The 26940-nt window shown below is 35.0% G+C and carries 29 protein-coding genes and 1 riboswitch; of the genes, 8 read left to right on the plus strand and 21 right to left on the minus strand.

All coding sequences use genetic code 11. The features are described 5' to 3' along the window. The first annotated feature begins 80 nt into the window (after positions 1-80). Positions 81-623 carry a hypothetical protein gene (locus FYJ80_RS01115; protein ID WP_154424281.1) on the plus strand — a complete coding sequence of 181 codons (543 nt, stop codon included), beginning with the start codon at positions 81-83 and terminating at the stop codon, positions 621-623. Here FYJ80_RS01115 and FYJ80_RS01120 read toward each other — a convergent pair. Then, positions 594-1367, minus strand: coding sequence for a class I SAM-dependent methyltransferase (locus tag FYJ80_RS01120; protein ID WP_154424282.1), 774 nt, complete (start codon positions 1365-1367; stop codon positions 594-596). The genes FYJ80_RS01115 and FYJ80_RS01120 overlap by 30 nt on opposite strands. Before the next feature lie 81 nt (positions 1368-1448). Here FYJ80_RS01120 and FYJ80_RS01125 point away from each other — a divergent pair, with 81 nt between their 5' ends. Continuing rightward, positions 1449-2699, plus strand: coding sequence for a S1C family serine protease (locus FYJ80_RS01125; protein ID WP_154424283.1), 1251 nt, complete (start codon positions 1449-1451; stop codon positions 2697-2699). Then, positions 2696-4768, plus strand: a complete 2073-nt coding sequence (uvrB, locus tag FYJ80_RS01130; RefSeq protein ID WP_154424284.1) for an excinuclease ABC subunit UvrB — start codon at positions 2696-2698, stop codon at positions 4766-4768. Before FYJ80_RS01125 ends, uvrB begins: the two co-directional genes overlap by 4 nt. Here uvrB and FYJ80_RS01135 read toward each other — a convergent pair. Genes FYJ80_RS01135 through FYJ80_RS01165 form a run of 7 tightly spaced genes read right to left on the minus strand, consistent with a single transcriptional unit; the run spans position 4765 to position 11436 of the window. Then, the gene (locus FYJ80_RS01135) at positions 4765-5703 is read right to left on the minus strand and encodes a caspase family protein (protein WP_154424285.1); all 939 of its coding nucleotides are present in this window, start codon (positions 5701-5703) and stop codon (positions 4765-4767) included. The two genes, uvrB and FYJ80_RS01135, sit on opposite strands and share 4 nt — an antisense overlap. A gap of 1 nt (position 5704) precedes the next feature. After that, positions 5705-6241, minus strand: coding sequence for a hypothetical protein (locus FYJ80_RS01140; protein ID WP_154424286.1), 537 nt, complete (start codon positions 6239-6241; stop codon positions 5705-5707). Positions 6242-6297: 56 nt separating this feature from the next. Then, positions 6298-7173, minus strand: a complete 876-nt coding sequence (locus tag FYJ80_RS01145) for a caspase family protein (protein WP_154424287.1) — start codon at positions 7171-7173, stop codon at positions 6298-6300. Next, positions 7173-7733, minus strand: coding sequence for a hypothetical protein (locus tag FYJ80_RS01150; protein ID WP_154424288.1), 561 nt, complete (start codon positions 7731-7733; stop codon positions 7173-7175). The genes FYJ80_RS01145 and FYJ80_RS01150 overlap by 1 nt, the downstream gene beginning before the upstream one ends. A 12-nt stretch (positions 7734-7745) precedes the next feature. Further along, the gene (locus FYJ80_RS01155) at positions 7746-8753 is read right to left on the minus strand and encodes an ABC transporter ATP-binding protein (protein WP_154424289.1); all 1008 of its coding nucleotides are present in this window, start codon (positions 8751-8753) and stop codon (positions 7746-7748) included. Next, positions 8734-10407: an ABC transporter permease gene (locus FYJ80_RS01160; protein ID WP_154424290.1), complete on the minus strand. Its 1674-nt coding sequence runs from the start codon at positions 10405-10407 to the stop codon at positions 8734-8736. The genes FYJ80_RS01155 and FYJ80_RS01160 overlap by 20 nt, the downstream gene beginning before the upstream one ends. 3 nt (positions 10408-10410) lie before the next feature. Then, complete coding sequence (locus FYJ80_RS01165) at positions 10411-11436, minus strand: thiamine ABC transporter substrate-binding protein (protein WP_154424291.1); 1026 nt, start codon at positions 11434-11436, stop codon at positions 10411-10413. Positions 11437-11467: 31 nt separating this feature from the next. After that, positions 11468-11559, minus strand: a riboswitch (TPP riboswitch). Positions 11560-11627: 68 nt separating this feature from the next. Between FYJ80_RS01165 and FYJ80_RS01170 the strand changes: the two genes are divergently transcribed. From FYJ80_RS01170 to FYJ80_RS01185, 4 genes are all read left to right on the plus strand, one after another. Then, positions 11628-13016 (plus strand): bifunctional ADP-dependent NAD(P)H-hydrate dehydratase/NAD(P)H-hydrate epimerase, encoded by a 1389-nt coding sequence (locus FYJ80_RS01170; RefSeq protein WP_154424292.1) that lies wholly within the window; start codon positions 11628-11630, stop codon positions 13014-13016. Beyond that, the gene (locus FYJ80_RS01175; RefSeq protein WP_154424293.1) at positions 13016-13396 is read left to right on the plus strand and encodes a hypothetical protein; all 381 of its coding nucleotides are present in this window, start codon (positions 13016-13018) and stop codon (positions 13394-13396) included. Before FYJ80_RS01170 ends, FYJ80_RS01175 begins: the two co-directional genes overlap by 1 nt. 6 nt (positions 13397-13402) lie before the next feature. Then, the gene (locus FYJ80_RS01180) at positions 13403-13798 is read left to right on the plus strand and encodes a (deoxy)nucleoside triphosphate pyrophosphohydrolase (RefSeq protein WP_154424294.1); all 396 of its coding nucleotides are present in this window, start codon (positions 13403-13405) and stop codon (positions 13796-13798) included. A 72-nt stretch (positions 13799-13870) separates the two neighbouring features. After that, complete coding sequence (locus FYJ80_RS01185) at positions 13871-14893, plus strand: branched-chain amino acid aminotransferase (RefSeq protein WP_154424295.1); 1023 nt, start codon at positions 13871-13873, stop codon at positions 14891-14893. Between the two features lie 123 nt (positions 14894-15016). Here FYJ80_RS01185 and FYJ80_RS01190 read toward each other — a convergent pair whose 3' ends face one another. From FYJ80_RS01190 to FYJ80_RS01240, 11 genes are all read right to left on the minus strand, one after another. Continuing rightward, the gene (locus FYJ80_RS01190; protein WP_154424296.1) at positions 15017-16321 is read right to left on the minus strand and encodes a glucose-1-phosphate adenylyltransferase; all 1305 of its coding nucleotides are present in this window, start codon (positions 16319-16321) and stop codon (positions 15017-15019) included. Further along, positions 16318-17757, minus strand: a complete 1440-nt coding sequence (locus FYJ80_RS01195; protein ID WP_154424297.1) for a glycogen synthase — start codon at positions 17755-17757, stop codon at positions 16318-16320. Before FYJ80_RS01195 ends, FYJ80_RS01190 begins: the two co-directional genes overlap by 4 nt. Positions 17758-18018: 261 nt before the next feature. Continuing rightward, positions 18019-18915 carry a thioredoxin-disulfide reductase gene (gene trxB, locus FYJ80_RS01200; protein ID WP_154424298.1) on the minus strand — a complete coding sequence of 299 codons (897 nt, stop codon included), beginning with the start codon at positions 18913-18915 and terminating at the stop codon, positions 18019-18021. Next, a complete protein-coding gene (gene tsaB / locus FYJ80_RS01205) occupies positions 18912-19607 on the minus strand; it encodes a tRNA (adenosine(37)-N6)-threonylcarbamoyltransferase complex dimerization subunit type 1 TsaB (protein ID WP_154424299.1) in 696 nt (231 codons plus the stop codon). Before tsaB ends, trxB begins: the two co-directional genes overlap by 4 nt. Beyond that, entirely contained in the window at positions 19604-20023 is a 420-nt protein-coding gene (gene tsaE, locus FYJ80_RS01210; protein ID WP_154424300.1) for a tRNA (adenosine(37)-N6)-threonylcarbamoyltransferase complex ATPase subunit type 1 TsaE, read from the minus strand. The genes tsaB and tsaE overlap by 4 nt, the downstream gene beginning before the upstream one ends. Further along, positions 20023-21306, minus strand: a complete 1284-nt coding sequence (locus tag FYJ80_RS11670; RefSeq protein WP_206360901.1) for a tetratricopeptide repeat protein — start codon at positions 21304-21306, stop codon at positions 20023-20025. The genes tsaE and FYJ80_RS11670 overlap by 1 nt, the downstream gene beginning before the upstream one ends. A gap of 432 nt (positions 21307-21738) precedes the next feature. Next, the gene (locus FYJ80_RS01220; protein ID WP_154424301.1) at positions 21739-22080 is read right to left on the minus strand and encodes a hypothetical protein; all 342 of its coding nucleotides are present in this window, start codon (positions 22078-22080) and stop codon (positions 21739-21741) included. A 23-nt stretch (positions 22081-22103) separates the two neighbouring features. After that, the gene (rplT, locus tag FYJ80_RS01225; RefSeq protein ID WP_154424302.1) at positions 22104-22460 is read right to left on the minus strand and encodes a 50S ribosomal protein L20; all 357 of its coding nucleotides are present in this window, start codon (positions 22458-22460) and stop codon (positions 22104-22106) included. Positions 22461-22473: 13 nt separating this feature from the next. Then, on the minus strand, positions 22474-22671 hold the full coding sequence (gene rpmI / locus FYJ80_RS01230; RefSeq protein WP_154424303.1) for a 50S ribosomal protein L35: 198 nt from the start codon (positions 22669-22671) through the stop codon (positions 22474-22476). A gap of 72 nt (positions 22672-22743) precedes the next feature. Beyond that, complete coding sequence (gene infC / locus FYJ80_RS01235; protein WP_154424304.1) at positions 22744-23277, minus strand: translation initiation factor IF-3; 534 nt, start codon at positions 23275-23277, stop codon at positions 22744-22746. 177 nt (positions 23278-23454) lie between these two features. Then, complete coding sequence (locus FYJ80_RS01240) at positions 23455-24453, minus strand: class II fructose-bisphosphate aldolase (RefSeq protein WP_154424305.1); 999 nt, start codon at positions 24451-24453, stop codon at positions 23455-23457. 102 nt (positions 24454-24555) lie between these two features. Between FYJ80_RS01240 and FYJ80_RS01245 the strand changes: the two genes are divergently transcribed. After that, positions 24556-25323 (plus strand): hypothetical protein, encoded by a 768-nt coding sequence (locus FYJ80_RS01245; RefSeq protein ID WP_154424306.1) that lies wholly within the window; start codon positions 24556-24558, stop codon positions 25321-25323. On the opposite strand, the gene FYJ80_RS01250 is transcribed toward FYJ80_RS01245, so the two are convergent. Further along, positions 25276-26031 carry a TatD family hydrolase gene (locus FYJ80_RS01250; protein WP_154424307.1) on the minus strand — a complete coding sequence of 252 codons (756 nt, stop codon included), beginning with the start codon at positions 26029-26031 and terminating at the stop codon, positions 25276-25278. The genes FYJ80_RS01245 and FYJ80_RS01250 overlap by 48 nt on opposite strands. A gap of 52 nt (positions 26032-26083) precedes the next feature. Beyond that, the coding region (locus tag FYJ80_RS11675; RefSeq protein WP_206360902.1) for a hypothetical protein at positions 26084-26940 on the minus strand (857 nt) is incomplete at its 5' end.

Below are 26940 nucleotides of genomic sequence, written 5' to 3' on the forward strand. Positions count from 1 at the left end.
TCTAATCCATTGGAGTTTTTTTAGTTTCACAAATAGATTATTATTGAAAAGTAAATTATTTATCAAGGGGAAAGTGTTAATTGCTAGTTATTTATGGTGAAGCTTCATATAAGGATAATAGTGCCTTACAGCATGTTAGAAATTTGAGAAAGGAAATTCCTCAAGTCTGCTTACTTTCAAGGATAACTTTAGATAGTGAAGGAGAGAAAATACTAAATACTCTTATTGAAGAGCTTATCCTCTTTGATCCTTCTTCAATAAGGGATGATGATAAAAAGCTAGATAGAGCTGAGATTTTAGATATTCTTAAAGAGCATGGTGATATAAAAGCTATCTTCATTAGCCATGAATGTGATGACTATATGATAGATGAGCTATTAGCAGCAGTTAGTGAGCTTGATGTAAAGCCTATTTTAATTAGTGAGCGCTACATTGATAGAGCTATTGATTTATTCATTGGTAATGATGAAGAAATATTGAAGGCTAAAACACACATAGCTTCAAATGCTATTGAAAGCTGTAAGTCAACAGATGATATTTTGAAATATCTAATTTCTCATCATTGCTTTGGACCTGATTTTGAAAAGCCAGTACTAGCTTTGTTTAATTGCTCTAATAGCTAAGTAGCACTCATTTAAATAGCTATCTATAGGCTCAAAGTCACTAGGGGAGGTGTCAAAGCCTGTAATAGCAAAGCCTAAATCTATTAGTGAGCCAATTAATGTATTTAGTGTGTGGCTATACTCAAAGGTTCCAGAGGTTTTAATAAGCTTCTCTCTTTGTTTTTCAGATAGTGAGATATCTGCATCAAAGGGAAGTGTATATTTAATCTTCATCTTACCTCTTTCAAGCTTATTGATATCAAACATATATAGTGCAGGGTTTGCAAAGGCTGTAATAAAGGCTCCACCAATCTTTAATACTCTATGAACCTCTTTATAAAATGGTAGAGGAGACTTTATAAAATTAATACTAACTGGGTTAATTACTCCATCAAAGGAGTTAGCTTCAAAGGGAAGAGGATCGCTAATTGAGCCTTGTATTATCTTAAAGCTTAGCTTATCTCTTTGCTTTACATACTCATCCTGCTTAAGCTGTAAATCTGAAATATCTATCAGTGTTACATCCTTTCCATATGCTGAAAGCAGAGGTGCCTGCTGTCCGCCTCCTGCTGCAGCTAATAGTAGCTTATTACCAAGCTCATTAATCCATTCCTGCTTCATTGGCTTAGTAATTAAAAATGGAAGTGTTAAATCTTTATTTTTAGCTCTTTCTATTTGCTCTTGACTAACTGCTTTAGTCCAATAGTTATGCTTAATAACCTCACTATTCCAAGCAGACTTATTTAGTTCTTCATTATTTTGCATGAGTCCATTATACACCTAAAATATTTTTTAGTTATTGCCTTTAAATGTATTCTTGACTTATTCTGCTAATGAAGGTGAAAAGTGAATAGAAAGAATATTTCTAGAATTGTATTAGTATGTGCATTACTAATTGCGATAGTAACAATTTTATCTCTACTATTGTTTTGGACCTCTAAGCTTAATGAAGAAAAGAAAATAGATGAGCTAAGAAGAGAGCTAAGTAAGGTAGCAAGCAAGGGTGGGGAGGAAGCTCTTTTAAGCTTAGCAGGTGTTCCTTTGAAGGGAATATTTTATACAGAGGATGGAGTTGTCCTATTTGAGGATGATTCCTCTTGGTCATATTCTCTTGAAGAGAAGGAAAATATGAGAGCCTTTGATAAGGCTAAGGCAAGTGTTATTGAAATTGTACAGGATAAGAGTCTTTCATCATCAATTAGTGGGTGTGGAGTAATAATTTCTAGTGAGGGATATGCTGTAACTAATGGCCATGTAGTAGGCTCAGGAAAGGATATTAGTGTAAATCTCTACGATGGAACGAGTGTTAATGCAACTCTTATTGGTGTTGATTCCTTAACAGATATAGCAGTAATAAAGCTTGAGAAAATAGATAGAAAATATGTACCTCTCGAGATGTATTCGGGACAGCTTAATATCGGTCAGAAGGCTATAGCAATTGGTTCTCCATATGGCTACTCCTGGTCTATGAGTGTTGGTGTAGTATCGGGGCTTTCGAGATTAGTTTATACATCTAGTATGCTACCTTTAACTAATATGATTCAAACAGATGCAGCTATTAACCCAGGAAATAGTGGTGGTCCTCTATTAAATAGTAGAGGTGAGATGATTGGCTTAAATACAGCGATTTATTCAACTAGTGGAGAAAACCAAGGACTATCCTTTGCTCTTCCTTTAGAGACTGTGCTTGATGTTGCTACATCATTAATTAAAAGTGGAAGTGTAAATCGTGGTTGGCTAGATGTTTTAGCTGTTGAGCTAAATAGTCAAATTGCCGAGTACTTAAAGCTTGATTTTGATCAGGGTGTTTTAATTTCTCAGGTTGTACCTTCTGGTGGTGCAGATAGAGCAGGCTTAAAGGGTGGCTCTGAGAAGGTTCAATATGGACAATCGATAATATATCTTGGTGGAGATATTATTACTGAAATCGATGGAAAGAGTATAACGGGCTATAGTGATTACTTAGCTGTTTTAGGTAGCCATAAGAGTGAAGATAAGGTCGATATAAAGGTTTATCGAAATGGGAATACACTCCTAATTAAGGATGTTGTTCTTACAATGAGAAGTGAAGAAAATAGTAGGTGGATTATTAGATGAGTGAAAATATACCAAATGCCTCTTGGGGTGGAGAGAGTATCGTTAATATACATGTGGGTGCTAACGGGGTTTCAAAGCCCTTTAAGGTAGTTGCTCCATATGAGCCCTCAGGAGACCAGGGGCCAGCTATAGAAAAGCTTGCAAATGGTATTTTAGCTGGTGATAGAGCTCAAACTCTTAAGGGTGTTACCGGCTCGGGTAAGACCTTTACTATGGCTAAAATTATTGAAAAAATCCAAAGACCAACTCTAATTTTAAGCCACAATAAAACGCTAGCTGCACAGCTTTATCGAGAGTTTAAGCAATTCTTTCCTGAGAATGCTGTAGAGTACTTTGTATCAACATATGATTATTATCAGCCAGAGGCTTATGTACCTGGTAAGGACTTATATATTGAGAAGGAAACAGATATTAATGATGAAATCGATAGATTAAGACTCTCTGCTTCCTTTTCTCTTATGGAAAGAAGAGATGTTATCGTTGTTGCAACTGTAAGCTGTATATATGGTCTTGGTAATCCTGTCTCCTTAAGAGATATGATTCACTCATTTCATGTTGGTGAAATATTTGATCACAAAAGTGAATTAGAGCAATTAGTTAGAATGCTCTATGAGAGAAATGATTTAGTATTAACTCGCGGCTCCTTTAGAGTAAGAGGTGATATCATAGAGGTTTATCCTGCATATTTAGAGAGTGCATTTAGAATTACTCTTGATTGGGATGAAATAGTATCCTTAGAGTGGTTTGATCCTGTATCTCTAGAAAAGCTAGAGAAGGTAAATGATATTACACTCTATCCTGCTAAGCAGTTTGTTATGCCAAAGAGTGCGATAGACCAAGCAATTGGTAGAATTGAGAATGAATTAGCTGACCAGGTTGAGTTCTTTTTGTCTCAGGGCAGACACCTTGAGGCTGAGAGACTAAAGAGTAGAGTTGAGTATGATATTGAGATGATTAAGGAGGTAGGACACTGCTCAGGTATTGAGAACTACTCAAGGCAATTAGCTGGTAGAAAGGCTGGTGAAAGACCTGCAGTCCTGCTTGATTATTTCCCATCTGATTTTCTCTGCTTTATCGATGAGTCTCATGTTACTATACCTCAAATTGGTGCAATGTATGAGGGCGATAGATCTAGAAAGACAAATCTAGTTAATTATGGTTTTAGACTTCCTTCAGCACTCGATAATAGACCTCTTAAATATGATGAGTTTGATAAAATTGTTGGCCAAAGGATATATGTAAGTGCAACTCCAGGTAACAGAGAAAAGGAGGAGAGTACTCAAATTGTTGAGCAGTTAATTAGACCAACTGGACTTTTAGATCCTGTTATTGAGATTCGTGCAACAGAGGGCCAAATGGAGGATTTATATGGTGAAATTAGAAAGACTATTGCTAAGGGTGATAGAGTTCTAGTTACAACTCTTACTAAGAAAATGGCTGAAGACTTAACCTCATATATGGAGGGCTTAAGCTTAAAGGTAAGATATCTTCATAGTGAGGTTGAGACAATAGAGCGTGCTGAAATTCTTCGTGATTTAAGACTTGGTGTATTTGATGTTTTAGTTGGTATTAACCTTCTTAGAGAGGGCTTAGACCTTCCTGAGGTATCATTAGTTGCAATATTAGATGCAGATAAAATTGGATTCTTACGCTCTGCTACCTCTCTTATTCAAACAATTGGTCGTGCTGCTAGAAATAGTGAAGGGCGAGTAATCATGTATGCAGACCAAATGAGTGATGCAATGAGAGAAGCTATTGTTGAAACAGAGCATAGAAGAGAGATCCAAAGCCAGTACAATATAGAGCATGGTATTACACCTCAAACTATTAAGAAAGCTATCTCTGATTTAATTGAAAGTGAGAAGGTTGATAAGTGTGAGGCTCAAAAGGAGGATTTGAAGATAGAGCGCTCTGGCTATAATCTATTAACTCAAAGCGGTAGAAATAAATATATCAAGGCTCTCGAGAAAGAGATGAGAACTCTTGCTGAAAGCCTTGAATTTGAGAAAGCTGCTGTTATAAGAGATGAAATAGAAAGTATTAAGAGTGGAAAGTTCTTAGAGTCTTAAAAAGTAAACAGCACTAAATCTCTCTCTGTTACTGAGGTTACAGGTGTTTGCTTTCCTATCCTTTTAAACTTATCATTTATATATTTCCAAGCATCTATAACAGATAGCTGCTTGGAATAAGGCATTCCCGGTCCCTCTACCTGTTCTGCATAAAAATTATACCCTAGATATTCTAATAACTCCTTAGTGTATTTCCCATGTGCCTTGCTATCCTGTGTCTCCTCATTCTCATATGCAAGGCTATCAGCAGTACATGCGCTTAGCTCCCAAACTAAATCATTTCTACTCTCATAAGTAGCAAATAAATTTTGATATGAATCTTTTATATCGGTTGATTTATCAACTATATCATTTTTTACTATTGCGCCAGAGTGGCATGAGTCGATAAAAATAACCTTGTTCCCAGTAACCTGAGAAAAATCATATCTTAGCTCTTCTAGAAAATAGATTCTCGATTTATATGAATTGGAGTCAACTGAAAGTGCTGAGATATCTCCAAGCACTAAGGCTCCTAAGCGTTCCTTTTCTGATGAGCTTAGACCATGACCTGCATAGAAGAAGATAATTAAATCATTTTTCTTACTCCCTAAGGTTGTAAAAATATTTTGAATTTCATTCTTTATATTGTTTAAGCTTATATCCTTAATAACTTCGATCTCTTCCCCTCTACTTTGCTTTGTGTAATATCGATATAAAATATTATTACCCTTTTGAGTAATTTGATAGGAATAAATATTCCTCTTACTTTGCTCTGCAAGGTAATCAATTTGGTTAATAATTGCTTCCTGGTCATTTAAGGTTCCACTCAATGTATTAACACCCATTTTATCGTAATCAAAGGCAACAGATACTAGATAAATATCACTTTGAATATTTGTAGGGCTAAAGCAGCATGATGTTAAAAAGATTATTGATAAGATTAGTACTATTAGCATATCAGCGCTCCTTTATAAATGGCTTATAGGCGATAGAAAAGGTGAATGGTATCTCAAAGCGTTCCTTTTTATAGATAAGTCCACAATTAAGCGATAAGCTAACATTTTTAGTAATGAAATATGAATTTGATAATCTGCACTCTAAAAAGGCACTTCCTATCATAAGCTTATTTGTAATCGAATAGCCTGTACCTAGCATTAAGCCTATCGTATAGCAATCAGTAATGTAATAGGATGTGGTTAAACCAAGTGATAAAGCTGTATATCCAATTAGCTTTGCGTAATTATTGATATTGGTATCTCCTTGATAGGAAAGCTGGAGATATATTCCTATATCAAAATTAGAAACTATAAATGATGCGGGCTCTAGCTGTAATTCACACCTTAAAGCTTCTCTTAAATCAGATTCATAGTTTAATGATCGATTCTTTAATACAGATTGACCAAAGCTTGCCTTTACACCACCTGAATAATTAATTGAAAATACAGGTAGTGAAATGAAAATGAATAAAACAGTAAATAAAAATATTTTTTTCATAAATTTTACCTCTATTAATAATAGAGATAAAAATTAAAAAAATCGCAAAACGCACTTTAGAAGAGGATAAAGTCCTTTATTTCATTACCCTGTGGATGCTGTAGGCTAGTTATATATTTTTGAACATATGTTACTAGCTCACTAAACCATAGCTTACTATATCTTCTTCCAGGCATTTTTGTAGATGTATTAAATCCTAAAGCTTCTAAAAAGCATTTTGATAATTGTCCATATCCCGATAATTCTTCAGCTAACTCTGTTGAAGAGGAAGCAGTAAGTGTAAATATATTTCTTCTTAGCTGAGGTGCTTCAAAAAGATATTTAATTGAACTCTTATTATATTCATTTGCAATTTCATTATAGTGAACACCTGAATAGCAGCTATCTAAAAGTAAGAGCTTAACACCCTTATACCCTTTTATTGCATTCACAAGGTCATCATTTGAAATTGTTAATACGTTATGCTTATGTCCAGTATTATTATTATCAAGCTCCTGAATATGATATACTAAGCCTCCATCCTCAATTCCATGACCAGAGTAATGGAATACAAGAATATCATTTTCATCCATACTAGCTGAGTAGGTACTAAGCTTCGAGAGAACTAAATCCTTTATTTTATTTGATGGAGCAAAAAAGCTAATAGCTTCTTCTGCTATATTTCCATTTTCATTTATTGTAAGTTTTGTTCCATCCTCAGTTAATAAATAGTAGTTAAATGGGGAGCTTGTGTCATGAGATAAGTATTTTATCTCAGTAAAAATACCTTCTTGGTCATTAAGAGTATAGTTTAAACTATGATTAGAAGTTTCATAGTTAAGAGCTAAAGAAATTAGATATACATTTCTTTGACTATTATTTTGTTTAGTTGTTAATTCACAGCTAGTTAATATAATTAAAGTTGCTAATATAATAAGTAATAATTTTTTCATCAGTAAGCTCCATTTTCAAGACCAATTCCTACGTGAGCAATTACATGCATGCTATCTCTTTGGTATCTTAATAAGGATCCAAGATAGAGCTTTACGCTATCAAATTTAAAAATAAGTGAGGAGCCTGCCTCAACAGCAATAAATGTAAGTGTTTTACTATTATTAGTAGCTTGTTGCCAAATTATTTCAGGAAATGGAACAGTTCTGTAGTAGCCAAAAACAATTCCTGCATATAGAGATAAATCTAAGCTCTTTTTTATTCTAATATTTGCATTTAGACCTGCAGCTCCTGCAAAGGAACCAACGAGTCGTGTATTATTAAAGGTCAAGGTATGAGTTGTAAAGTCTCCTCTTACGTAGGGATTAATGTAGAAGGAGCTCTTTGGCCAGGTAGGGAAATCAACTCTTAATCCGAAGGTACCAGCACTTCTAAAGGTTATTTCCTCTTTAAATAAAAAGGAGTGAACTAAGTCTACACCTGCGGTAGTAGATAGTGATAATGATGCATAAAGTGATGCTGTAATAAGTAGAAGTGAAATTATTGAAATAAGCCGTTTCAAATACTTATCCCCCTAAACCAAGTAATCGTTTTTATAAAATTTCATACCATTTTTTCTAATGTATGCATTTATATATTTATTATTAGGTTTAGTTTCACTTTCTGCAAGTAATTGATGACCTTCATGAGATAACATTAATAAATATCTTGAACCAAGATAGTCGATAGAAAGTACTTCTGCATTCTCTAAAACGACATATTGATTAATATCACCCCAGAATTTTCCATCTTTAACAATAACACTCTCAGGGCGGAAGAAGATTTTATCAACCTCATTAGTTTCTAGACCAAAGGAGCTTGGAGTTAAAATAGTTCCTTCTCCTGTAAAGAGGGCTGTAAATAGTGTAGGTGGGTTATTATATAGCTCTTCAGGAGTACCTGTAGCTTCTATCTTTCCATCCTTCATAATTATTATTCTATCGGAGATGCTGAAGGCTTCCTCTCTATCATGAGTTACATATATTGTAGTCATGTTATCCCGAGAGTCATGAATTCTTCTTAATTCTCCTTTAAGCTTTTTTCTCAGTGCTGCATCTAATGCTGATAGAGGTTCATCTAATAAAAGAATTTCAGGCTTCTTAGCTAGCGCTCTCGCTAATGCAACTCTTTGAGCTTCACCACCAGATAGTGTTGTTACCTTTCTCTTTTCATATCCCTCTAAGCCAACTAAGCTTAGTAAGTCTTTTACATCTTTTGCAATTTCTTTTTTACTTTTCTTTTGAATCTTTAAAGCATATGCAACGTTTTTCTCAACATTCATATTTGAAAATAAGGAATAGTTTTGGAAGACCATTGCCATATTTCTATCTTGAATTTTTGCTTTAGTAATATCCTTCCCATTTAATAAAAGCTTACCCTCAAAGGTCTCATTTAAGCCTGCTAATATCGATAATACAGTGCTCTTTCCTGATCCAGAGGGACCAATGATTGAGACAAATTCACCCTCCTCAAGAGTAAATGAAAGGTCTAAATTAAAATTCTTATATTTAACCTTTAGTCCATCAGCTCTCAGTTTTTCCATTTTTGCCTCCGATGAGCTCTGATATAAAGAAAACAATTAGAGCTATTAATATTAAGATACTACCTACTGCGCATGCACCCTGGTAGTTATATGAATTAATTAATCTATATAGTAAAAGTGGTAAGGTTGTAATCTTTCCCTCTGATAGCGTCATAGTTGCATTTATTTCTCCAATTGATAGAGCAAAAGAAAAGCTGAAGGCCTTTATAACTACATTTCTTAAAAGTGGTATCTCGACACTCTTTGAGGCTTTTCTAGTTGAGGCTCCAAGTAAATATGAGGAGTATAAAATATTTTCATCGATAGCTCTTGCTGCAGGAAGAATTGTTCTAAGAGCAAAGGGAAGAATGATTACAAAGTGAGCTAGCATTATAAATATATATGAAACAAAAACACCTCTAACTGGTATTTTTGCTCTAACTAATGTAAAGCCCAAAGCTACAGTAACAGATGAAACCATCATTGGTAGCATAGAGCAAATCTCACCTAATGAGCTTTTCATTCTAGTAATATAAAGTGAAAGCTTTAATGAAAGAAGGGTTGCAAAAAATGCACTTGAAAAGCCTATGATAAGACTATTTAAGAGCGCCTTAAAAGCATCCTTCATCGATGAAACACTAGTTTTTATGCCAAATAATTCTTGGTATGACCTAAATGAAAAACCAGTTCCCAGTCTATTTGAGGTTGATACAAATGAGCGATAAATAACTCCAAGCATTGGTCTTAATATAAATATCAGTAGGAGAGTAATATATATAAATAGTATAACTTTCGTTGATAAGCTCTTTACCTTCCTTAAGTGGTCTCTCTTTACACCTTCAACTGTTTTAACTCTTTTACTAGCTATAATACATAAAACGACAATTATAATATTATATAGTAGTGCGAAAACAGATAGAGCTGCTGCCTTAGTACTATTTCCAACTATATTATTAGTTCTATATATTTCTACCTCTAATGTAGTAAACTCAGGACCACCACCTAAGATTAAAATAATTGAAAATGAGGTAAAGCAATATAGGAATATCAAAAGAAATGATGATATTAGAGAAGGTAATATTCTTACAAGAGTGATTGAAAAAAAGGTTTTAAGCTTAGATGCACCTAGTAGCTGTGATGAGTACTCTTGATCTTTAGAGATATTACTCATATATGTTGTAAGCTGAGTTAGTGCGATAGGGAAGTTTAAGTAGGCATGAGCTAATATAATTGCTTTAAATGAATAAAGAACTTTAATTACAGGCTCATTAGAAGAAAATATTGCTTTTAATATTTTATTTAATATTCCATTATTTCCATAAAATATTACAAAGCCAAGAACTACTAAAATTGATGGTAGTACAAAGCATAGGGATGCTAGGGATAATATTATTTTTTTCCCCTTAAAGTCATATGTAGAAAATAGAATAGCTCCAGGAAGCGCAATTAATATTGATATTATTGCTGAATATACAGATTCCTCTATAGTAAAAGCTAATATTTTATAGTTATAGGATGAAGTAAAGGCTTCCTTTACAAGATTTAAGGTAAAGCCCTCGCTTGTAAAAAAAGCCCTTGATAAAGTAAAACAAAGTGGTAAAAGAAATACTATTAAAAGTATTATTCTTGCTAGAATTGAACTTATTTTATAGTAGTTTCTACACGTTTTTACCATTCGTTAATTAACCATTGCCTCTGTCCATTCATTTAACCATTTTTCTAGATTCTGAGCAATTACCTCTGAATCTAAGTGTAATAGCTTAGGAACTGGAGCGTAATCATATGCTGAAGGAAGCTCTGTATTCTTATTTACTGGGTACATAGAATTTGCAATAGCTGTTTCCTTCTGTCCCTCGGTTAAGATAAAGTCGATAAACTTTTCTGCATTAGCTCTGTTTTTAGCATTCTTTAAAATACCAATTGACTCAATAGTTGTAGAGTGACCTTCATCAAATACTAATGCCTGATATCTTGTTGTGTCTTCCCAAAGAACATGGTAAACAGGGCTAGTTGTATATGAAAGTACGATTGGTGCTTCACCCTCTGTAAATAGTCCATATGCTGATGACCAACCATCTGCAATAGTAAGAGCATTCTTACCTACTGCCTTCCACCAATCAAGGTAGTCCTCGCCATATACTTCGATAGTCCAAATTAATAGACCCATACCAACAGAGCTTGTTCTTGGATCAATTAAAATAATTTTATCCTTATAAATATCCTTCTTTAAATCCTCTAATGAGGTTGGCACCTCGATACCACTCTCTGAATCATATACAAATGCAAATGCACCGTAGTCAAAAGGAAGTAATCTATATTCCTTATCGAAAATTAAATCCTCATCAATGTCCTTGAGAACAGGGGACTCATAGGAAGCAAAAAGACCTGAGCTATATGCCTTTGATGCTGTATCATCTGAAATACCCATAACTAAATCTGCAGGGCAGTTATCACCTTCAAGAATAGCTTTGTTAAGCATTTCAACTGCATTACCTGTGCTAATAACATTAACCTTAATACCAGTCTTTTCCTCAAATAGTGGAATGAGTGTAGGACCTGAACCCCATTCAGATGCGAATGTGTCATAGCAGTAGAGTGTAAGCTCATTGCTATTTTCTTTTGCGATAGTTTCTGCAGCACCCTTTGCAAAAAGTGAGCAAGCAAGTAGTGCCAGAATTACCAATGTAAAACAATGCTTCTTCATTTAAAGCACCTCCATAAATAAATCTGCCACGGGATTAAATCAGACGCGCTCCCTACGCTGGTATTATCCAGATCAGGTAACGGGTATAATCTCAGGCAATATTAGCCACCCCGGACAAAAAAAGCTTAGAGTAATGATAAGAATAAGTCAATCTCTTTTATAATGATAAAAAAGGTTGTAAATTCTTAAATATGAATAATCTTATCACCTATAAAAGTGCAAAAGAATTAGATATCTTAAGTCAGGAAAAATATTTAATACCTTCCCTTAGCTTAATGGAAAGTGCAGCTAGATGCTTTTATTCAGCTATTAAGGATAAACTTATTAATAGTAAGCTTACTATTTTTGTTGCTGGAAGTGGAAATAATGGTGCCGATAGTTTAGCTGTAGCTAGAATGGCTTACTGCGATGGAATAAAAAATATAAATATTTACTTTGTTCCAGGTCATCAAAGTAAAGAAAATAAGGTTCAATATGATATTTGTAAGGCTTTAGAAATACCTTTTACAGATAATCTTGACTCAGAGCTTATTGTTGATGGGTTAATTGGTGTTGGCTTTAGTGGTGAGTTATCACAAGAAAAAAGAAATATAGTTGATGGTATTAATAAAGCAAATTATATAATTAGTATCGATTGTCCCTCTGGTTTAAAGGAGGATGGTAATTCATATTGTGTTAAAGCAAATGAAACAATAACCTTTGGCTATGAAAAGGTAGCTTTTTATATTGGTAGTAATATTAACTATGTTGGAAAAATTACAACATTAAACCCTTCCTTTCCACTTACTAGTATTTCTTTATCAGATAATTACAGGAGAATTTCTTATAGTGATATTAATTTAAGAAAAATTGATGATAGAGAGTATAAGAACAAGAAGGGACACGTTGCAATTGTTGGGGGAAGTAAGGAGTATAGCGGGGCCGTAAGACTCTCAGAAAGAGCTGTCTTTAAATGTGGTGCAGGGCTTGTTACAGTCTTTACTTCTCCTGAAATATATGAAGTAGTTGCAAATGAAAATCTCTCTCCTATTGTTAAAAAGTTTGAAGATTTACAAAGCTCAAATAGCTATGATAGCTTACTAATTGGACCAGGGCTTACCGACCTTAGTGGAGAAGAGGTTATAAAGCTTATAAACTTGTTTAATTCAAAGTGTGTCGTTGTTGATGCAGGTGCAATTAAGCTTTTAGGTGAAAATTGTAATGCTATTTCTGATAATAGCAATATTATTATTACACCTCATTTAGGAGAATTCAGAGCTTTATTAGCTACCTTAAATATCGACAGCTCTAATACTCTTACTAGCCTTATAGCAGTAAGTAAAGCTTTAAAGGGTGCAACAATTGTTTTAAAGAGTAGTATTACTATTATTTATCAAAAGGGGATGTTTTACTTTTTAAATGAGCCTAATCCTGCTTTAGGAGTTGCTGGCTCTGGAGATGTTTTAGCTGGCCTTATTGCTTGTCTAAAGGATCCAATACAGGGTGTATTACTACACTCATTAGCAGGACGTAGTGCACATGAGCGCTTTGGCTTCTTCACATGTGAGGAGCTTATTGATGAGGTTGGGAGAATTAGATAGTGCAAATATATTTTCTAACAATATTTTATTTGACATTAACTGCCTTTTTTCTTCTTATTGAATCATATAGAGAGTATCTAACCTTTATGATTAGATATCGTCATATTTTACTCAGCTCTATAAAGCTAAGAGTATTTTTCTTTCTCTTTGGTATAGTACTAGGAGTATTGAATTTATTATTTCCTTCCTCTCCAGGACCTCGTTTCCTTGGAGACCTTATCCCTGCTATAGCACTCTTCTTAGCATCAATTTACTATCCATCATTAAAGGAAGCAAGAATTGGGGACGCAACTTTGTATGGAAAGGGAAAGACTCGAGGCCTAATTTTATTAGCTATTTCATGTTTTCATTTTATGCTTCCAAATTGTGTGCTAATATAATTGTTAATGAATGAAAGAATTACTACATGTGGAATTGTATTAGAGTGTAAAAAAGTTTTAGTTGCGAAAAGAAGTGTAGGAGCTAAAACCTGTGGCCTTTGGGAATTTGTTGGTGGAAAAAATCGATACCATGAGAGTGAAGAGGAGACCTTAATTAGAGAGTTTGATGAGGAGCTTGGTGTTAAGGTTGAGGTAGGTGAATATCTTGATGGTGTTGATTTTGTTAATAACGATACCTTATACCATTTAAAGGCATATAGAGTTTCTTTATTAGATAATAGCTTTAGATTATCTGTTCATTCAGAAATAAAATATGTCTCTAAAGAGGAATTACTCACTTTAGAAATGGTGCCTTCCGATTTAATGCTAATAAATAAGCTAATAGAGAAGGGGTTAATTTAAGATATAACACTTGTACAATAAACCCTAAAATCTTATATTTTATATAGTTTACTATTAAAAAGAGGTGCTATTATGGCTAAGGATATTGATTGGTCTAGCTTAGGCTTTGGTTATATTAAAACCGATTATCGCTATACTAGAGCTTGGAAAGATGGAAAGTGGGATGAAGGTGGTCTCACAGATAAAGCAGAGGTTACAATTAGTGAATGTGCTGGTGTTTTACAATATGCACAGACAGGCTTCGAGGGCTTAAAGGTATATAGAACAAAGGATGGCCATGTTGTTGCTTTCCGTCCTGATTTAAATGCTGATAGACTCCAGAGCACATGTCGTCGTCTTATTATGCCTGAAATCAGCAAGGAAGACTTTTTAAAGGCTCTCGATGAATTAATTAAAGCTAATATTGATTACGTTCCTCCATTTGGTAGTGGTGCAACACTTTATGTAAGACCATTTATCTATGGTTCAGGTCCTGTAATTGGTGTTAAACCAGCTCCTGAATATGAATTTAGAATGTTCTGTACTCCAGTAGGTCCTTACTTTAAGGGCGGTGTAAAGCCAATTAAGCTTTTACTCTCTGATTATGATAGAGCTGCTCCACATGGAACAGGTAATATTAAAGCTGGTCTTAACTATGCAATGAGTATTTATGCTGGTGAAAAAGCACATAGTCTTGGATACAATGAAAACATGTATCTTGACTCAGGTACAAGAACATATGTTGAGGAAACAGGTGGTGCAAACTTCTTATTTGTTACAAAGGATAATAAGGTTGTTACTCCTAAGTCTGATACAATTCTTCCTTCTATTACAAGAAGATCATTAATGATTGTTGCTAAGGACTATCTTGGCTTAGAGGTTGAAGAAAGACCTGTTAGATTTGATGAGGTTAAGGATTTCGTTGAATGTGGTCTTTGCGGTACTGCAGCAGTTATTTCTCCTGTTGGTCTTGTTCACACTAAGGATGGAGATATTAAGTTCGCATCTGGTATGGAAGAGATGGGACCAGTTATCTCTAAGCTTAGAGAGACTCTTACAGGTATTCAAATGGGTGAGATTGAGGCTCCAGAGGGCTGGATTCATAGAATCTGTTAAAATTATTAGATTTTTAACTATTCCACGGCTAATAACCGTGGATTTTTTTGTCCCTCTTAAATAGAAAAGGCCGAGATTACTCGGCCTATAGAGAACAGTTTTTTCTTAACCCTGTGAGTGTGATCAGATTACAGTACCTGACTTAATTACAGCGTTCTTGTTTATAACAATTATTCCATCATGGATAGAATACATTTCAAAGTCGCCTTCTGGGCGTGGAATATCATCGATACCAATTCTACAACCATCACCAATTCTTACGTTCTGGTCGATAATAGCTCTTCTGATGATTGTTCCCTTACCAATACCAATGTTTGGAATTCCCTTTCTAGCGTTTTCAGCTCTCTCTTCCTCTGTCTCATAGTGGCTTGCACCCATGCAATATACACCATCAAGAGAAGCACCAGATTCAATAATTGTTCTAACACCGACGATTGAGTTAACAATGTAAGCATTAGTAATGATTGAACCCTCACTTGCGAGAGAATAAGAGATGTTACAGAAGTTCATCTTTGTAGCAGGAAGGTGTCTTCTATGTGTGTAGATAGGCATCTCTTCATTGTAGAAGTTGAACTGAGGAGCAATAGAAGCAAGATTAAGGTTACATTCATAGAATGCCTTAATTGTTCCGATATCTTCCCAGAAGCTATCAAAGAGATATGCTGCAACTGGTCTTGTCTTAATTACTTCAGGAATGATTTCCTTACCGAAATCTGTGAAGTCATTGTTGAGCATCTCTTCCATTGCCTTTGCATTGAAGATATAAATACCCATACTTGCAAGATATTCGTTAGAAGCATCAACCTTCTTGTTTAATTCCTTCTGCATGAAGCTTTCATGAACGCGATAAGCTGAGATATCCATATCGCTAGCTGGCTTTTCATAGAAGCTCTTGATCATACCATCTTCATCTGCTCCGATGATACCAAGTCCAGTAGCTTCAGATCTTGAAATAGGCTTAGCTGCAATTGTTAATTCAGCACCTGTCTCAATATGTCTTGCGAGCATATCTCTGAAATCCATAGAATAGAGCTGGTCACCTGAGAGAATGATGTAGTAATCAGCATTCTGATCATGGAAATGCTTTAAGTTCTTTCTTACAGCATCAGCTGTGCCCTGATACCAGCTTTCAGATGTGTATGTCTGCTCTGCAGCAAGAATCTCAACGAATCCACCAGAGAACTGATCAAACTGATATGTGTTTACAATATGGTTATGTAATGATGCTGTATTAAACTGTGTCAAAACATAAATCTGATTAATACCACTGTTCAAGCAGTTTGAGATAGGAATATCAACAAGACGATATTTACCTGCGAATGGAACAGCTGGCTTTGATCTATCCATTGTTAATGGATAAAGTCTAGTACCTCTACCACCACCTAAAATAATAGCGATAGCTTTTTTCTTTTTTCCCTTACTTTTCATTTTGCACCTCCAAGTAGTTTACCATATATCTTTATATATTCTTCTGCACTATCATCCCAAGAAAAATCACTCTTAAGAGCATTTGTTCTTGCAATATTAAAATGTTCTTTATCATTATAGAATGATAAAGCCTGGTTAACAATCTTATAAATTAAATTTGGAGATAATTCATCAAATAAAAATCCATTTCCATTTATAATATCTTCATTAACATTTATGATGCTATCTGCTAGTCCACCTGTCCTATGTGCAATAGGTAAGGTACCATAAACTAGTGAATACATCTGATTTAAGCCACAAGGCTCATAGCGTGAAGGCATAAGGAAGAAATCACAAGCACCTTCAACTATGTGTGATAGCTCCTGTGAAAATACGATATTAACACTTACGTTATCATATCGAGCTCCAATATCCTTCAATTTTTCTTCATATCTTTTATCACCAGTTCCGATGATAATAAACTGACACTTCTTTTCTCTAGCTATCTGCTCAAGAGCTGGAACATCATCATCTAATAATTCATGAAATCCCTTCTGCTCTGCAATTCTACTAATCATACCGATTAGAGGAATGTTTGCATCCTGCTTAAGATTGAACATTGCTTGAGCTTTAAGCTTTAATTCGCTCTTACCGCTTTGCTTCTTAACGCTGAAGTGTTCACTAAAGAATTTATCCTTAGCTGGGTTCCACTCTGTCTTATCGATACCATTTAAAATACCAGATAAGCTAGATGAACGAGCCTTTAAGAGATAATCTAAGCCACAGCCTTGCTCATTTGATTGTATCTCCTTTGCATATGTAGGTGATACAGTTGTAATGTGGTCTGCATACTCAAGGCCAGTTTTAAGCATGTTAAATCTTTTCTCAAGTCCACCACCGGATAGCATCTTTTCAGTTGGAGTAATACCAGATGAAAGTAAATCAAATCTTGAGAAATCACCCTGATATGCAAGATTATGGATAGTAAATACAGTCTTTACTTTTAATTTTGCAGCCTTTGCAAGATACATTGCAGGACCTGCAGTCCAGTCATGTGCATGGAGTATATCTGCTTTCCAATCACTAGCTTTGATATATTCAATAGCTGCTTTACATAGTAATAAAAATCTATAAGCATTATCACTGTAAGGTGTAAAGGAGGTATCTCCATAAATTCCCTGTCTTTCAGAGAAAAGAGGATGCTCAACAGCTAGATATTCAACCTTTTGAACCTTCTTAACAAGAATGGTAACAGATTCTTCCTTTGATAAAACTGGTATAGAGAGAGTTCTCTCCTTTTTAAATCCTTTTCTATCAATAAAGCCATATAAAGGCATCATTACCTTTACAGAATTATCTAATTTATTAAGAGACGAAGAAAGAGCACCAACGACATCAGCCAATCCACCGGACTTAGAAAATGGTACTGTTTCAGAAGTAAGCATTAAAATGTTCATAGTTAAATTACACAATAGGTAATGTTGTAAGTCAAGGAAAAAAATCTCTAAAAAACGATAATAAAGGCCCAATCGCTTTGTTATTGAGCCTTTATAGCTTATAAATTAGTTTAATTTTAAATGTGCAAAATATAGCTTCTTTTCGCTTTAAAAGTCAAATTTCTATTAGCTTATAAAAGCTTTTGTTTAGAGCTTTATTCAAACAAAAGTTTTACAAATTGAAGCTTTATAAATTTTTTAGAGAAAAATCAGATAAGAAAATTAAGTTCTTGATATGTATTTTTCTGCCATAAAGGAAGCAAGTGCGCCATCACCTGTTGCAGTTACTACCTGCCTTAGGTAGGTATTTCTAACGTCTCCTGCTGCAAATATACCTTTAATAGATGTGTTAAGCTTATCATCTGTAATAATAAAGCCCTGTTCATCACACTCTAATAGAGCTTTGAAAGGCTCTGAGTTAGCTTTGATACCAGCAAAAATGAAAACACCATCTGTTTGGATTGTACTATCATCATCTAAAATGACAGAATTAACCTTTCCGTCAGCACCAACAATTTTCTTAATATTTCTATTTAGTAATAAAGATATATTTTTATCTTCCTTTACTCGCTTTACTAAAATTTCTTGAGCTCTAAAGGTATCACGTCTATGAATTAATTTAACGCTATTTGCAATCTTTGATAAATATAATGCCTCTGTTAAAGCACTATCTCCACCACCAACGACACATACATCTTTTCCTTTGAAAAATGGTCCGTCACATGTCGCGCAGTAGCTTACTCCATGTCCTTCATATTTATCTTCACCCTCAACAGAAAGCTTTTTATGTGTTGCTCCTGTAGCAATGATTACAGCCTTAGCTTTGTATGATTTACTACTACAGAGCACAGAAAAATGATCATCTTCCTTTTCTATTGAGGTAACAAGGTCATAAATGATCTCTGCACCAAAGCTTTCTGCTTGCTTTTGTAGCATGTCTGCAAGAGCAAAGCCTGAAGTAGGGGAGAGTGATGGATAGTTCTCTATTTTATCGATGTACATTAATTGACCACCTGGAGCCATGCTTTCAATAACCAAGGTATCAAGACCATATCTTAAAGAATATGTAGCAGCTGTAAGACCTGCTGCTCCTGCTCCAATAATGATCACATCTTTCATTTGTTTTCCTCACCTTCAAGCTTCTTTAATAGTGCTTCCTCTGCATCACTTCTTCTAATGTATACAGGACCCTGTCCAATATCATCTTCACCAATACTATTATATTGGTCTAAACCTAATTTAATAAGAACACCACCTAATGGTCTATAGCATTGATCATCAACAACTATTTTTATATCTTGATTTAAGAGCTTACCTAATTTACTAGAAAAGGTAGTTGCATCAGGACCTGTAATGACAAGTATATCTTCGTCTTTGACGTAATCTAAGATATCCTCAGCATTACCATCTATTTCAGCTATTGTTTTTCCTTCCTTGTAAAGGCCAATATAGTAGCGCTTCTTTTTAGCATCTAATACACTTATGACAATATCATTACTATTTGGAATCGCTTCTGAAATTGCTTTTAGAGTTGGAACAGAAACAAGTGGCTTATTTAAAGCTAGAGAAATACCCTTTAGTGTTGCAAAACCAATTCTTAGAGATGTAAATGAACCAGGTCCTCTAGTAGATACAAGTAAATCAAGATCCTCAAAAGTTAAGTTAGAATCATTGAGAATTTTCTTAATTTCTGTTAATAGCTCCTCTGAGTGTTGCCCATCGGCTTTTATCATTCGTACATCAAGATTATCTTCACAAAGTAATGCTATGTGAAGAACCGAAGTAGATGTATCTACTGCAAGTACCTTCATAATTCTATCCCTCTAATTTCTATTTCTCTAGTTAAGTCTTCTGCAATAGTAATGTTAATATAAATGGTTGTATCAGGGAGCATATCCTCTATCTTTTCACTCCATTCAATTAGAGTAACACCATCTGGATATAGAAAATCCTCTCCACCCATTGATTCAAATTCATCCTCACCACTTAGACGGTATAAATCTAAATGGTACATTTTGTACCTTCCATCATACTCCTGTACTAATGTAAAGGTAGGGCTTACTATTGCTTCTGTTATGTTTAAGCCTTCTGCAAAGCCTTTTGCAAAAACAGTTTTTCCAGCTCCTAAGGAACCTCTTAAGGAAATAACTGAACCCTTAGGAATTGCTAAAGATAGTTTCTTTCCTAGTTCCTTAGTTTCTTTTTCACTTTTAGATTGAAAAACCATTATTCCTCCTTGTCATGACAATGACACTCATGCTCATCATCGTGACAGTGACACTCGTGTTCATCATCATGACAGTGACACTCGTGTTCTTCGTTCAAATCCTTGACGCTATATTTGTCTGCGTTATCCTTTGTAAGATTATGAACAATTTCTTCTTGGATTAAATCACCAAAGGTTTCACCTGTCTTTGATGTATACTCTTCCATCATGTATTTTAGCTGTCTATCCTCAGGTGCAATTAAGCGAGCTTTCTCTAACCACTCCTTAGCTTCATCAAACTCTTCATCTTGAAGATGTAAGAATGCCAAATTTGAAATTAGAGTAAAGTTATCATGATCCATATCAACAGCGATATCAAGATAGTTTTTAGCTAAATCTCTATTTCCATTTTCTAATGAACAAATAGATAGCTCATTATATATATCAGGATTACTCTCTCCTAACTCTAAGCACTTAAGTAAGGCTTTTTCAGCTTCAACATAGTTTTTGAGCTTTCTTAATGCCCAGCCCTTAATAAAGTGTCCGTGCCAAAGCTTAGGATTTTTCTCAATAAACTTTTCAATGACAGTTAAGGCCTTATCCTCTTCATCAAGCATCATGAAATCATAGGCTTGCTTTATTTCAAGGTCACTATCAAGCTGCATTTTTACATCCTTATACATCTTCTTTAGCTTTTGCTTCTTTTCACCTTCAGTTGCTACAGCTAAATATCTTGAGAGAAAGCCCTCAGCTTCATCAAGATTTCCAAGGTATGTATTTAAGCTTCCAAGCTCAGCGAGAATATTTTCATCCTCACCAAATTTCTCTAAGCCCTCTTCTAGGGTTGTAAGTGCCTTATTTAAATAAAAGTCTTCGCCTTTTTCATCCTTATCCTTTTTACAATATTGGCTCCATGCTGAATAAAAGGCTGCAAGATTAATACATGATGCTGCCTGAGGCATTAGATGATAAACATCTAAAAAGAGCTCCTCTGCAAATGGGTAATCCTTCTGCTTTTCCTTCGCTATAGCGGCAGTATTCAATTCTTGAACACAGTTACCTTGCACAGCAAATACAAAGGCTCTATAGTAGTCAAAATATTTATTATTTGGGTCATAAGCGATGATAGTAAGCATACCAGCTACGATCGCTTCCATAGTTACATTTTCTGGAGTAATTTTTTGTTTGCCTACAACCTGTACAGGGAGTTGGATATCACTTCTAATTTGGAAGTCTCCAATCTTTCTCTCCATAGATTTAGGGAGAGATATATATCTTATTTCATCTAAACGAGAATTGCTCATGAAATGAAGTATACAAATTTTTTTATAAATAGACTATAAAAAACTAAGATGTCCTAAGCTGTAAAAGAATGATGCTATTCTATTTGTGTCGGCAAATGGAATCTGGTGGTAGTACAAGGGTGTTTTGAGATGGAGTATCTTATGATATCTACCTCATTAAAAAAAATACAACCAAGACACCATGTACTCTTGAACCTGATAGTTCAAGGGGGAAACCTAGTTTAGCCTGAGAGATTCTGTTCCTTTAAACATTTTTAAGAGGTAGGAGCAATGCACTCTTTTCTATTCCAGTCTCCGTAAAAATAAGTTTGAGCCAAGAGACATTATGTTGTCTTGGTGTAGCTATATCGTAACAAAAAGATAGGTTAGGGTAAAGGTAGTAAATAAAAAAAGGACCACATATGTGATCCTCTTAATTAGATGAGTTCTTTATCAAAGCTCTTGGTTCTCAAAGGTCTCGAAATCATCAGCAGAACCTCCATCAATAGTGAAGTTTTCTGCAGCCTCAAGCTCATCTGAATCCAATGTACCGAAGGTACCAAGGTCATCAAGACCAAGCTCATCGAGACTTTCAAGAGCGGCTGAGATAGCTTCCTCAATAACAGCTGTATCTGCAGAAGTTTTATTAAGAAGTTCCTGAAGCTCCTCATTATGGTTTGTTACCATTTTAAGTCTTTCAGTTAATTCACTGTTATCTAAACGCAATCGATTGATTAATGCAATTGCTTTATTAACCTTCTGTTCGAGTAATCTACTGCTTTCAACTAAGCCCATAGCCGCCTCCTATAAGAGATTGATTAAGCGAGAACTGACTTAACCTGGCTAACAAGAGCTGAGAATGCTGCCTTATCCTCAATTGCCATGTTGGATAATGCCTTTCTGTTAAGCTCGATATTAGCGAGTTTAAGACCGTGCATGAATTGAGAATAGTTAAGACCTTCAGCCTGTACTGCTGCACTGATACGTGCGATCCAGAGCTTTCTGAAATCTCTCTTCTTCTCTTTTCTGCCTCTGTAAGCATACTGACCTGCTTTTGCAACAGCGTCCTTTGCTACACGGTAGTTAGTACTTCTGCGACCGAAATAACCTTTAGCTTGGTCGAGAATCTTCTTTCTTCTGTCCTTGTGTTTTGTTCCGTCTACTGCTCTTGGCATTTTTTCTCACTCCTTATGCATATGGAAGCAAAGTCTTAGCTTTCTTTGCTTCAACGTCTGAAAGAATTCCAGCATGTCTAAGATTCATCTTACGCTTAGAAGACTTCTTGGTGAGAATATGGCGGAGACCCATCTTCTTGTAAGCTACCTTTCCTGAACCGGTAACCTTGTAGCGCTTTGCAGCACTCTTTCTTGTTTTCATCTTTGGCATAATAACCATCCTTATTGCGCCGCAGGGAACAAGTAACCCCTGAAGCTACATTATTTAAAATCCGTACGGATCTTATTTCTTGGAACCCTTGGCAGGAGAAACGAGCATACTCATCATTTTTCCTTCCATAAATGCAGGCTTATCTAAGTTATACAATACACCATTTTCACTTAGTATCTCAAGTATCTTATCTAATACGACCTTACCAAGCTCTGTGTGTGCAAGCTCACGACCACGGAATCTAACAGATACCTTAACCTTATTGCCTTCACCTAAGAACTCTGCAATAAACTTACTCTTAGTCTCGAGATCATGCTTATCGATTTTAGGCTGCATTCTAATCTCTTTAATTTTAACTACAGCTTGGTTCTTCTTTGCATCTCTCTGTTTCTTTTCAAGCTCATAGCGATACTTTCCAAAGTCAAGGATTTTGCAAACTGGTGGATTTGCATTTGGAGAAACCTCTACTAAATCTAGACCTGCTTCTTCTGCAAGAGCGCAAGCATCAAAGAGTCTCATTACACCTCTTTGTTCACCGTTTTCATCAATCACGCGCACTTCATGTGCTCTAATCTGCCTGTTGATACGTAAATCTTTAGTAGCCAATTAAACTCCTATTTGGCAATTTAGCCATAATCATAATAGATTTGGAATAACCCACAACAAAGGAATATACCACAGTAAATTACTTACTGTCAAAAGGGTAATTGTATATTTTAGCGACTTTTATGATAAAAAAACAGAGACCATTAAATAGTCTCTGTCTTTTGCTTGATAATCTTATCAGTCGAGAGCGTGTCCAGCAGAACCAAGAACATCGATATTCTTGTGCATGTACATCTTCTTGAGAGCTTCTCTTGCTGGTCCAAGATACTTTCTTGGGTCGAATTCAGCTGGCTTCTCATCGAAGATTCTTCTGATTGTACCTGTCATTGCAAGTCTACCATCAGAGTCAATATTGATCTTACATACAGCTGACTTACTAGCTTCTCTGAGCTGTTCCTCTGGGATACCTACGCTATCCTTAAGAGCACCACCGTGCTCGTTAATCATCTTTACATATTCCTGTGGAACTGAAGATGAACCATGGAGTACGATTGGGAAGCCTGGGAGCTTAACTTCGATTTCCTTAAGAATGTCGAATCTGAGTGGAGGTGGAATAAGGATACCATCAGCATTTCTTGTGCACTGTGCTGGTGTGAACTTATTTGCACCATGGCTAGTACCAATTGAGATTGCAAGTGAATCAACACCTGTCTTTGAAACGAAGTCTTCAACTTCCTCTGGTCTTGTATAGTGAGTTACAGCACTTGAAACTTCATCCTCAATACCAGCAAGAACACCGAGTTCACCTTCAACAGTTACATCAAACTGGTGTGCATATTCAACAACCTTTCTTGTAAGAGCAACGTTTTCATCATATGGGAAGTGTGAACCATCAATCATTACAGATGAGAAACCATTGTCAATACAATCCTTACATGTTTCGAAAGAATCACCATGGTCAAGGTGGAGTACTATTGGAATATCACAACCAAGCTCATGAGCATATTCAACTACACCACGTGCCATATTTCTAAGAAGGTTGATGTTAGCATAGTCTCTTGCGCCGCGTGAAACCTGAAGAATAACTGGGCTCTTTGTCTCTACACAAGCCTGTACAATTGCCTGCATCTGCTCCATGTTATTGAAGTTATAAGCTGGGATAGCATAACCGCCCTTGATTGCCTTAGCAAACATATCTCTAGTGTTTACAAGACCTAAATCTTTATAATTGACCATATTATATAGTCCTCCTGCGTTTTATTCGATATAATATTATCGTTATGAACACTTTAGGTCAATTCATTGCCTTTTGATTTCAATTGATATATTATATTTTTTGTGAGGAAAAATACAAAAATCGGTCTTGTTGCTACAATAATTATATTTTTTATTGCTTCAGTGTTCTTTTTATATTATTTCACTAGACCACAAGTTAATGTCATCTTCTCAAATGAAGAAAGATTATTATTAGATGACTATTTTCATAATAGACTATTTTCCTCATATAGAATTAAAAAGAGTATATATCCTGAAGTAGTTGCTTCTGATTATTATTTTTTCACACCCATAGCAGCACTTAAGGCTGAAAGTGATGGTTTAGCTTTAGATAATAGTGCAACATATAGTATTAATAGTAATAGTTTTGATTTACTTTTTTTATCTGATGATGTAGCTAAGTGGAATCAAGCAATAGAAATAGATAAAAAGCTAAAAACAGCTTTGCTATATAACGAATCTAATAATAAAGAAAAAGAGCTTAGCAAAGATATTAAATGTGACTTAAAAATACCTTATCAAGATATTATATCCTTTATTAATGCAGATGAAATAAAAGCAGAGCTAGATAGAAACAGCATAGGAACGCTTTTAGTTTTAAATCCTTCCTCTGCGATTAATATCTTCTCACGCTGTAAGGAGCTTACAATTGTTGTTTCATCCATTTATGGTAAAGCTATTGATGAGCTATTAGATACATATGTTGTTATAGAGGATTTTGATAATATGTTAAAAAGCTTAGTAAAAGGAGAAAAAGGAGAGGTAATTACTCCTTACACTCTCTCATCTACTAAGAAGGGTATCAAAGTTGTTCTTGACTATCTCTTTTAATTTATCTATCTCAACTTCTAAAACTTCACTTGCACATTTATATGTATGAATTATTCTCTCAGGATTATTTACCTTTCCTCTATCTGGAACTGGCGCTAGATATGGTGAATCTGTCTCTAAGAGTAATCTATCAATAGGTACAAGCTTTAATATATCTCTTAAATAATCATTTTTTTTATAGGTTAAGGTTCCAGAGAAGGAGATATAGAAATCTAAATCTAGAGCTTGAGACAAAAACTCTTTATCTGCAGAGAAGCAATGTATAATACCACCCTTATTCACTCTCTCCTTTTTAAGAGAGATAATAGTATCTATATTTGCATCTCTATTATGAATAACTACACCAAGCTTTAGCTCATTAGCAAGCCTTAGCTGAGCTTCAAATAGCATAATTTGCTTTTCATGAGTTGAATAATTATGGAAATAATCTAGACCAATTTCACCAAGCATTGAGGGGTTATTGTTTATAATGTCATTCTTTATTTCTCTAGCTATATAATCGATATTATCTTCTTGACTAAGCTGCCAAGGGCCTGCACCTATAGTATATTTTATATTTGGAAATTTCTTAATTAAGCTAAGACGTAAGCTAATATCATGTATATCTGTTCCTATATCCATGCCGTAGCAAATATCTAAATTATCGATATCTACGCCCTTTTCCTTCATAGATAATAGGTGGAAATGAGTATCTGTAAATGTGTTCATCAAGAAAGAATAATATATACCAGCCTTGAGTTATTCAAGGCTGGCTACAACATTATTCATGGTCATATTGCTTCATATACTTAAAATTACTTTGAGTTTCTTCTACTTTAAAGCTATATACATCATATACTGCGAAATTCTTTGAGCCTCTTACTCTGAAGGAGCCTGTAGTAGTAATTCTTTCAGGAACGTTTATGTTATTACTATTTGTAAATATTACTTCCTGCTTTAGCTCTAAATCTGTTAAGAATGGTAAGTCTAAATACGTGATCTCTTCCTTAACGATTGAGTGAGTTTGACTATCTATATATACCTTAATATTTACAGAGCCATCTGTTTCGCCTTCATCTTCACCAAGTAGCTCTCCACCTTGCTCTTTACCATAGAAGAAAATACTATCATAAACAGCAATATCGCAATCAAATACTAAGCACTGTACACCATTAACATCTTCAGAGCCGATATAGTTTTTATCTAGAAGGATAATATCATCCTCAAATGGTGTTAATACATAGCCATCTGAAAAAGTATCGAGTAGTGCAAAAATATCTGCTTCTCCACTAACTGTTCTAGTTAGAATCTCACCATTGATAGCCCTATAAGCTGCAGCTGCTTCTAGAGCTTTTCCATTTTGTAGAGTTAGTGTAGCTTCTCTATTAGTTGCGACATAATTTGAACTAGCATCTGCGATTTTGTTTGCATCAAACCAAGCTCTTGTATCCTCTGTGCTACCAGAAGCAAAGGCTGTAGTTACCATCAAACAAACCATTAAAACTGAAATGCTGACTGCTCCCACGGGCAAGCCCGTGGGGTTCTGATTACCAAGAGTAGCTTGTAATCGTACATCATTTTCAGACTTTGGAGTTACAAGTGTAAGCCTATTTGAATCAGGACTTTCATTATCAAGCA

The organism is Bullifex porci (genome assembly GCF_009695635.1).
GTDB classification, from domain to species: Bacteria; Spirochaetota; Spirochaetia; order Sphaerochaetales; family Sphaerochaetaceae; genus Bullifex; species Bullifex porci.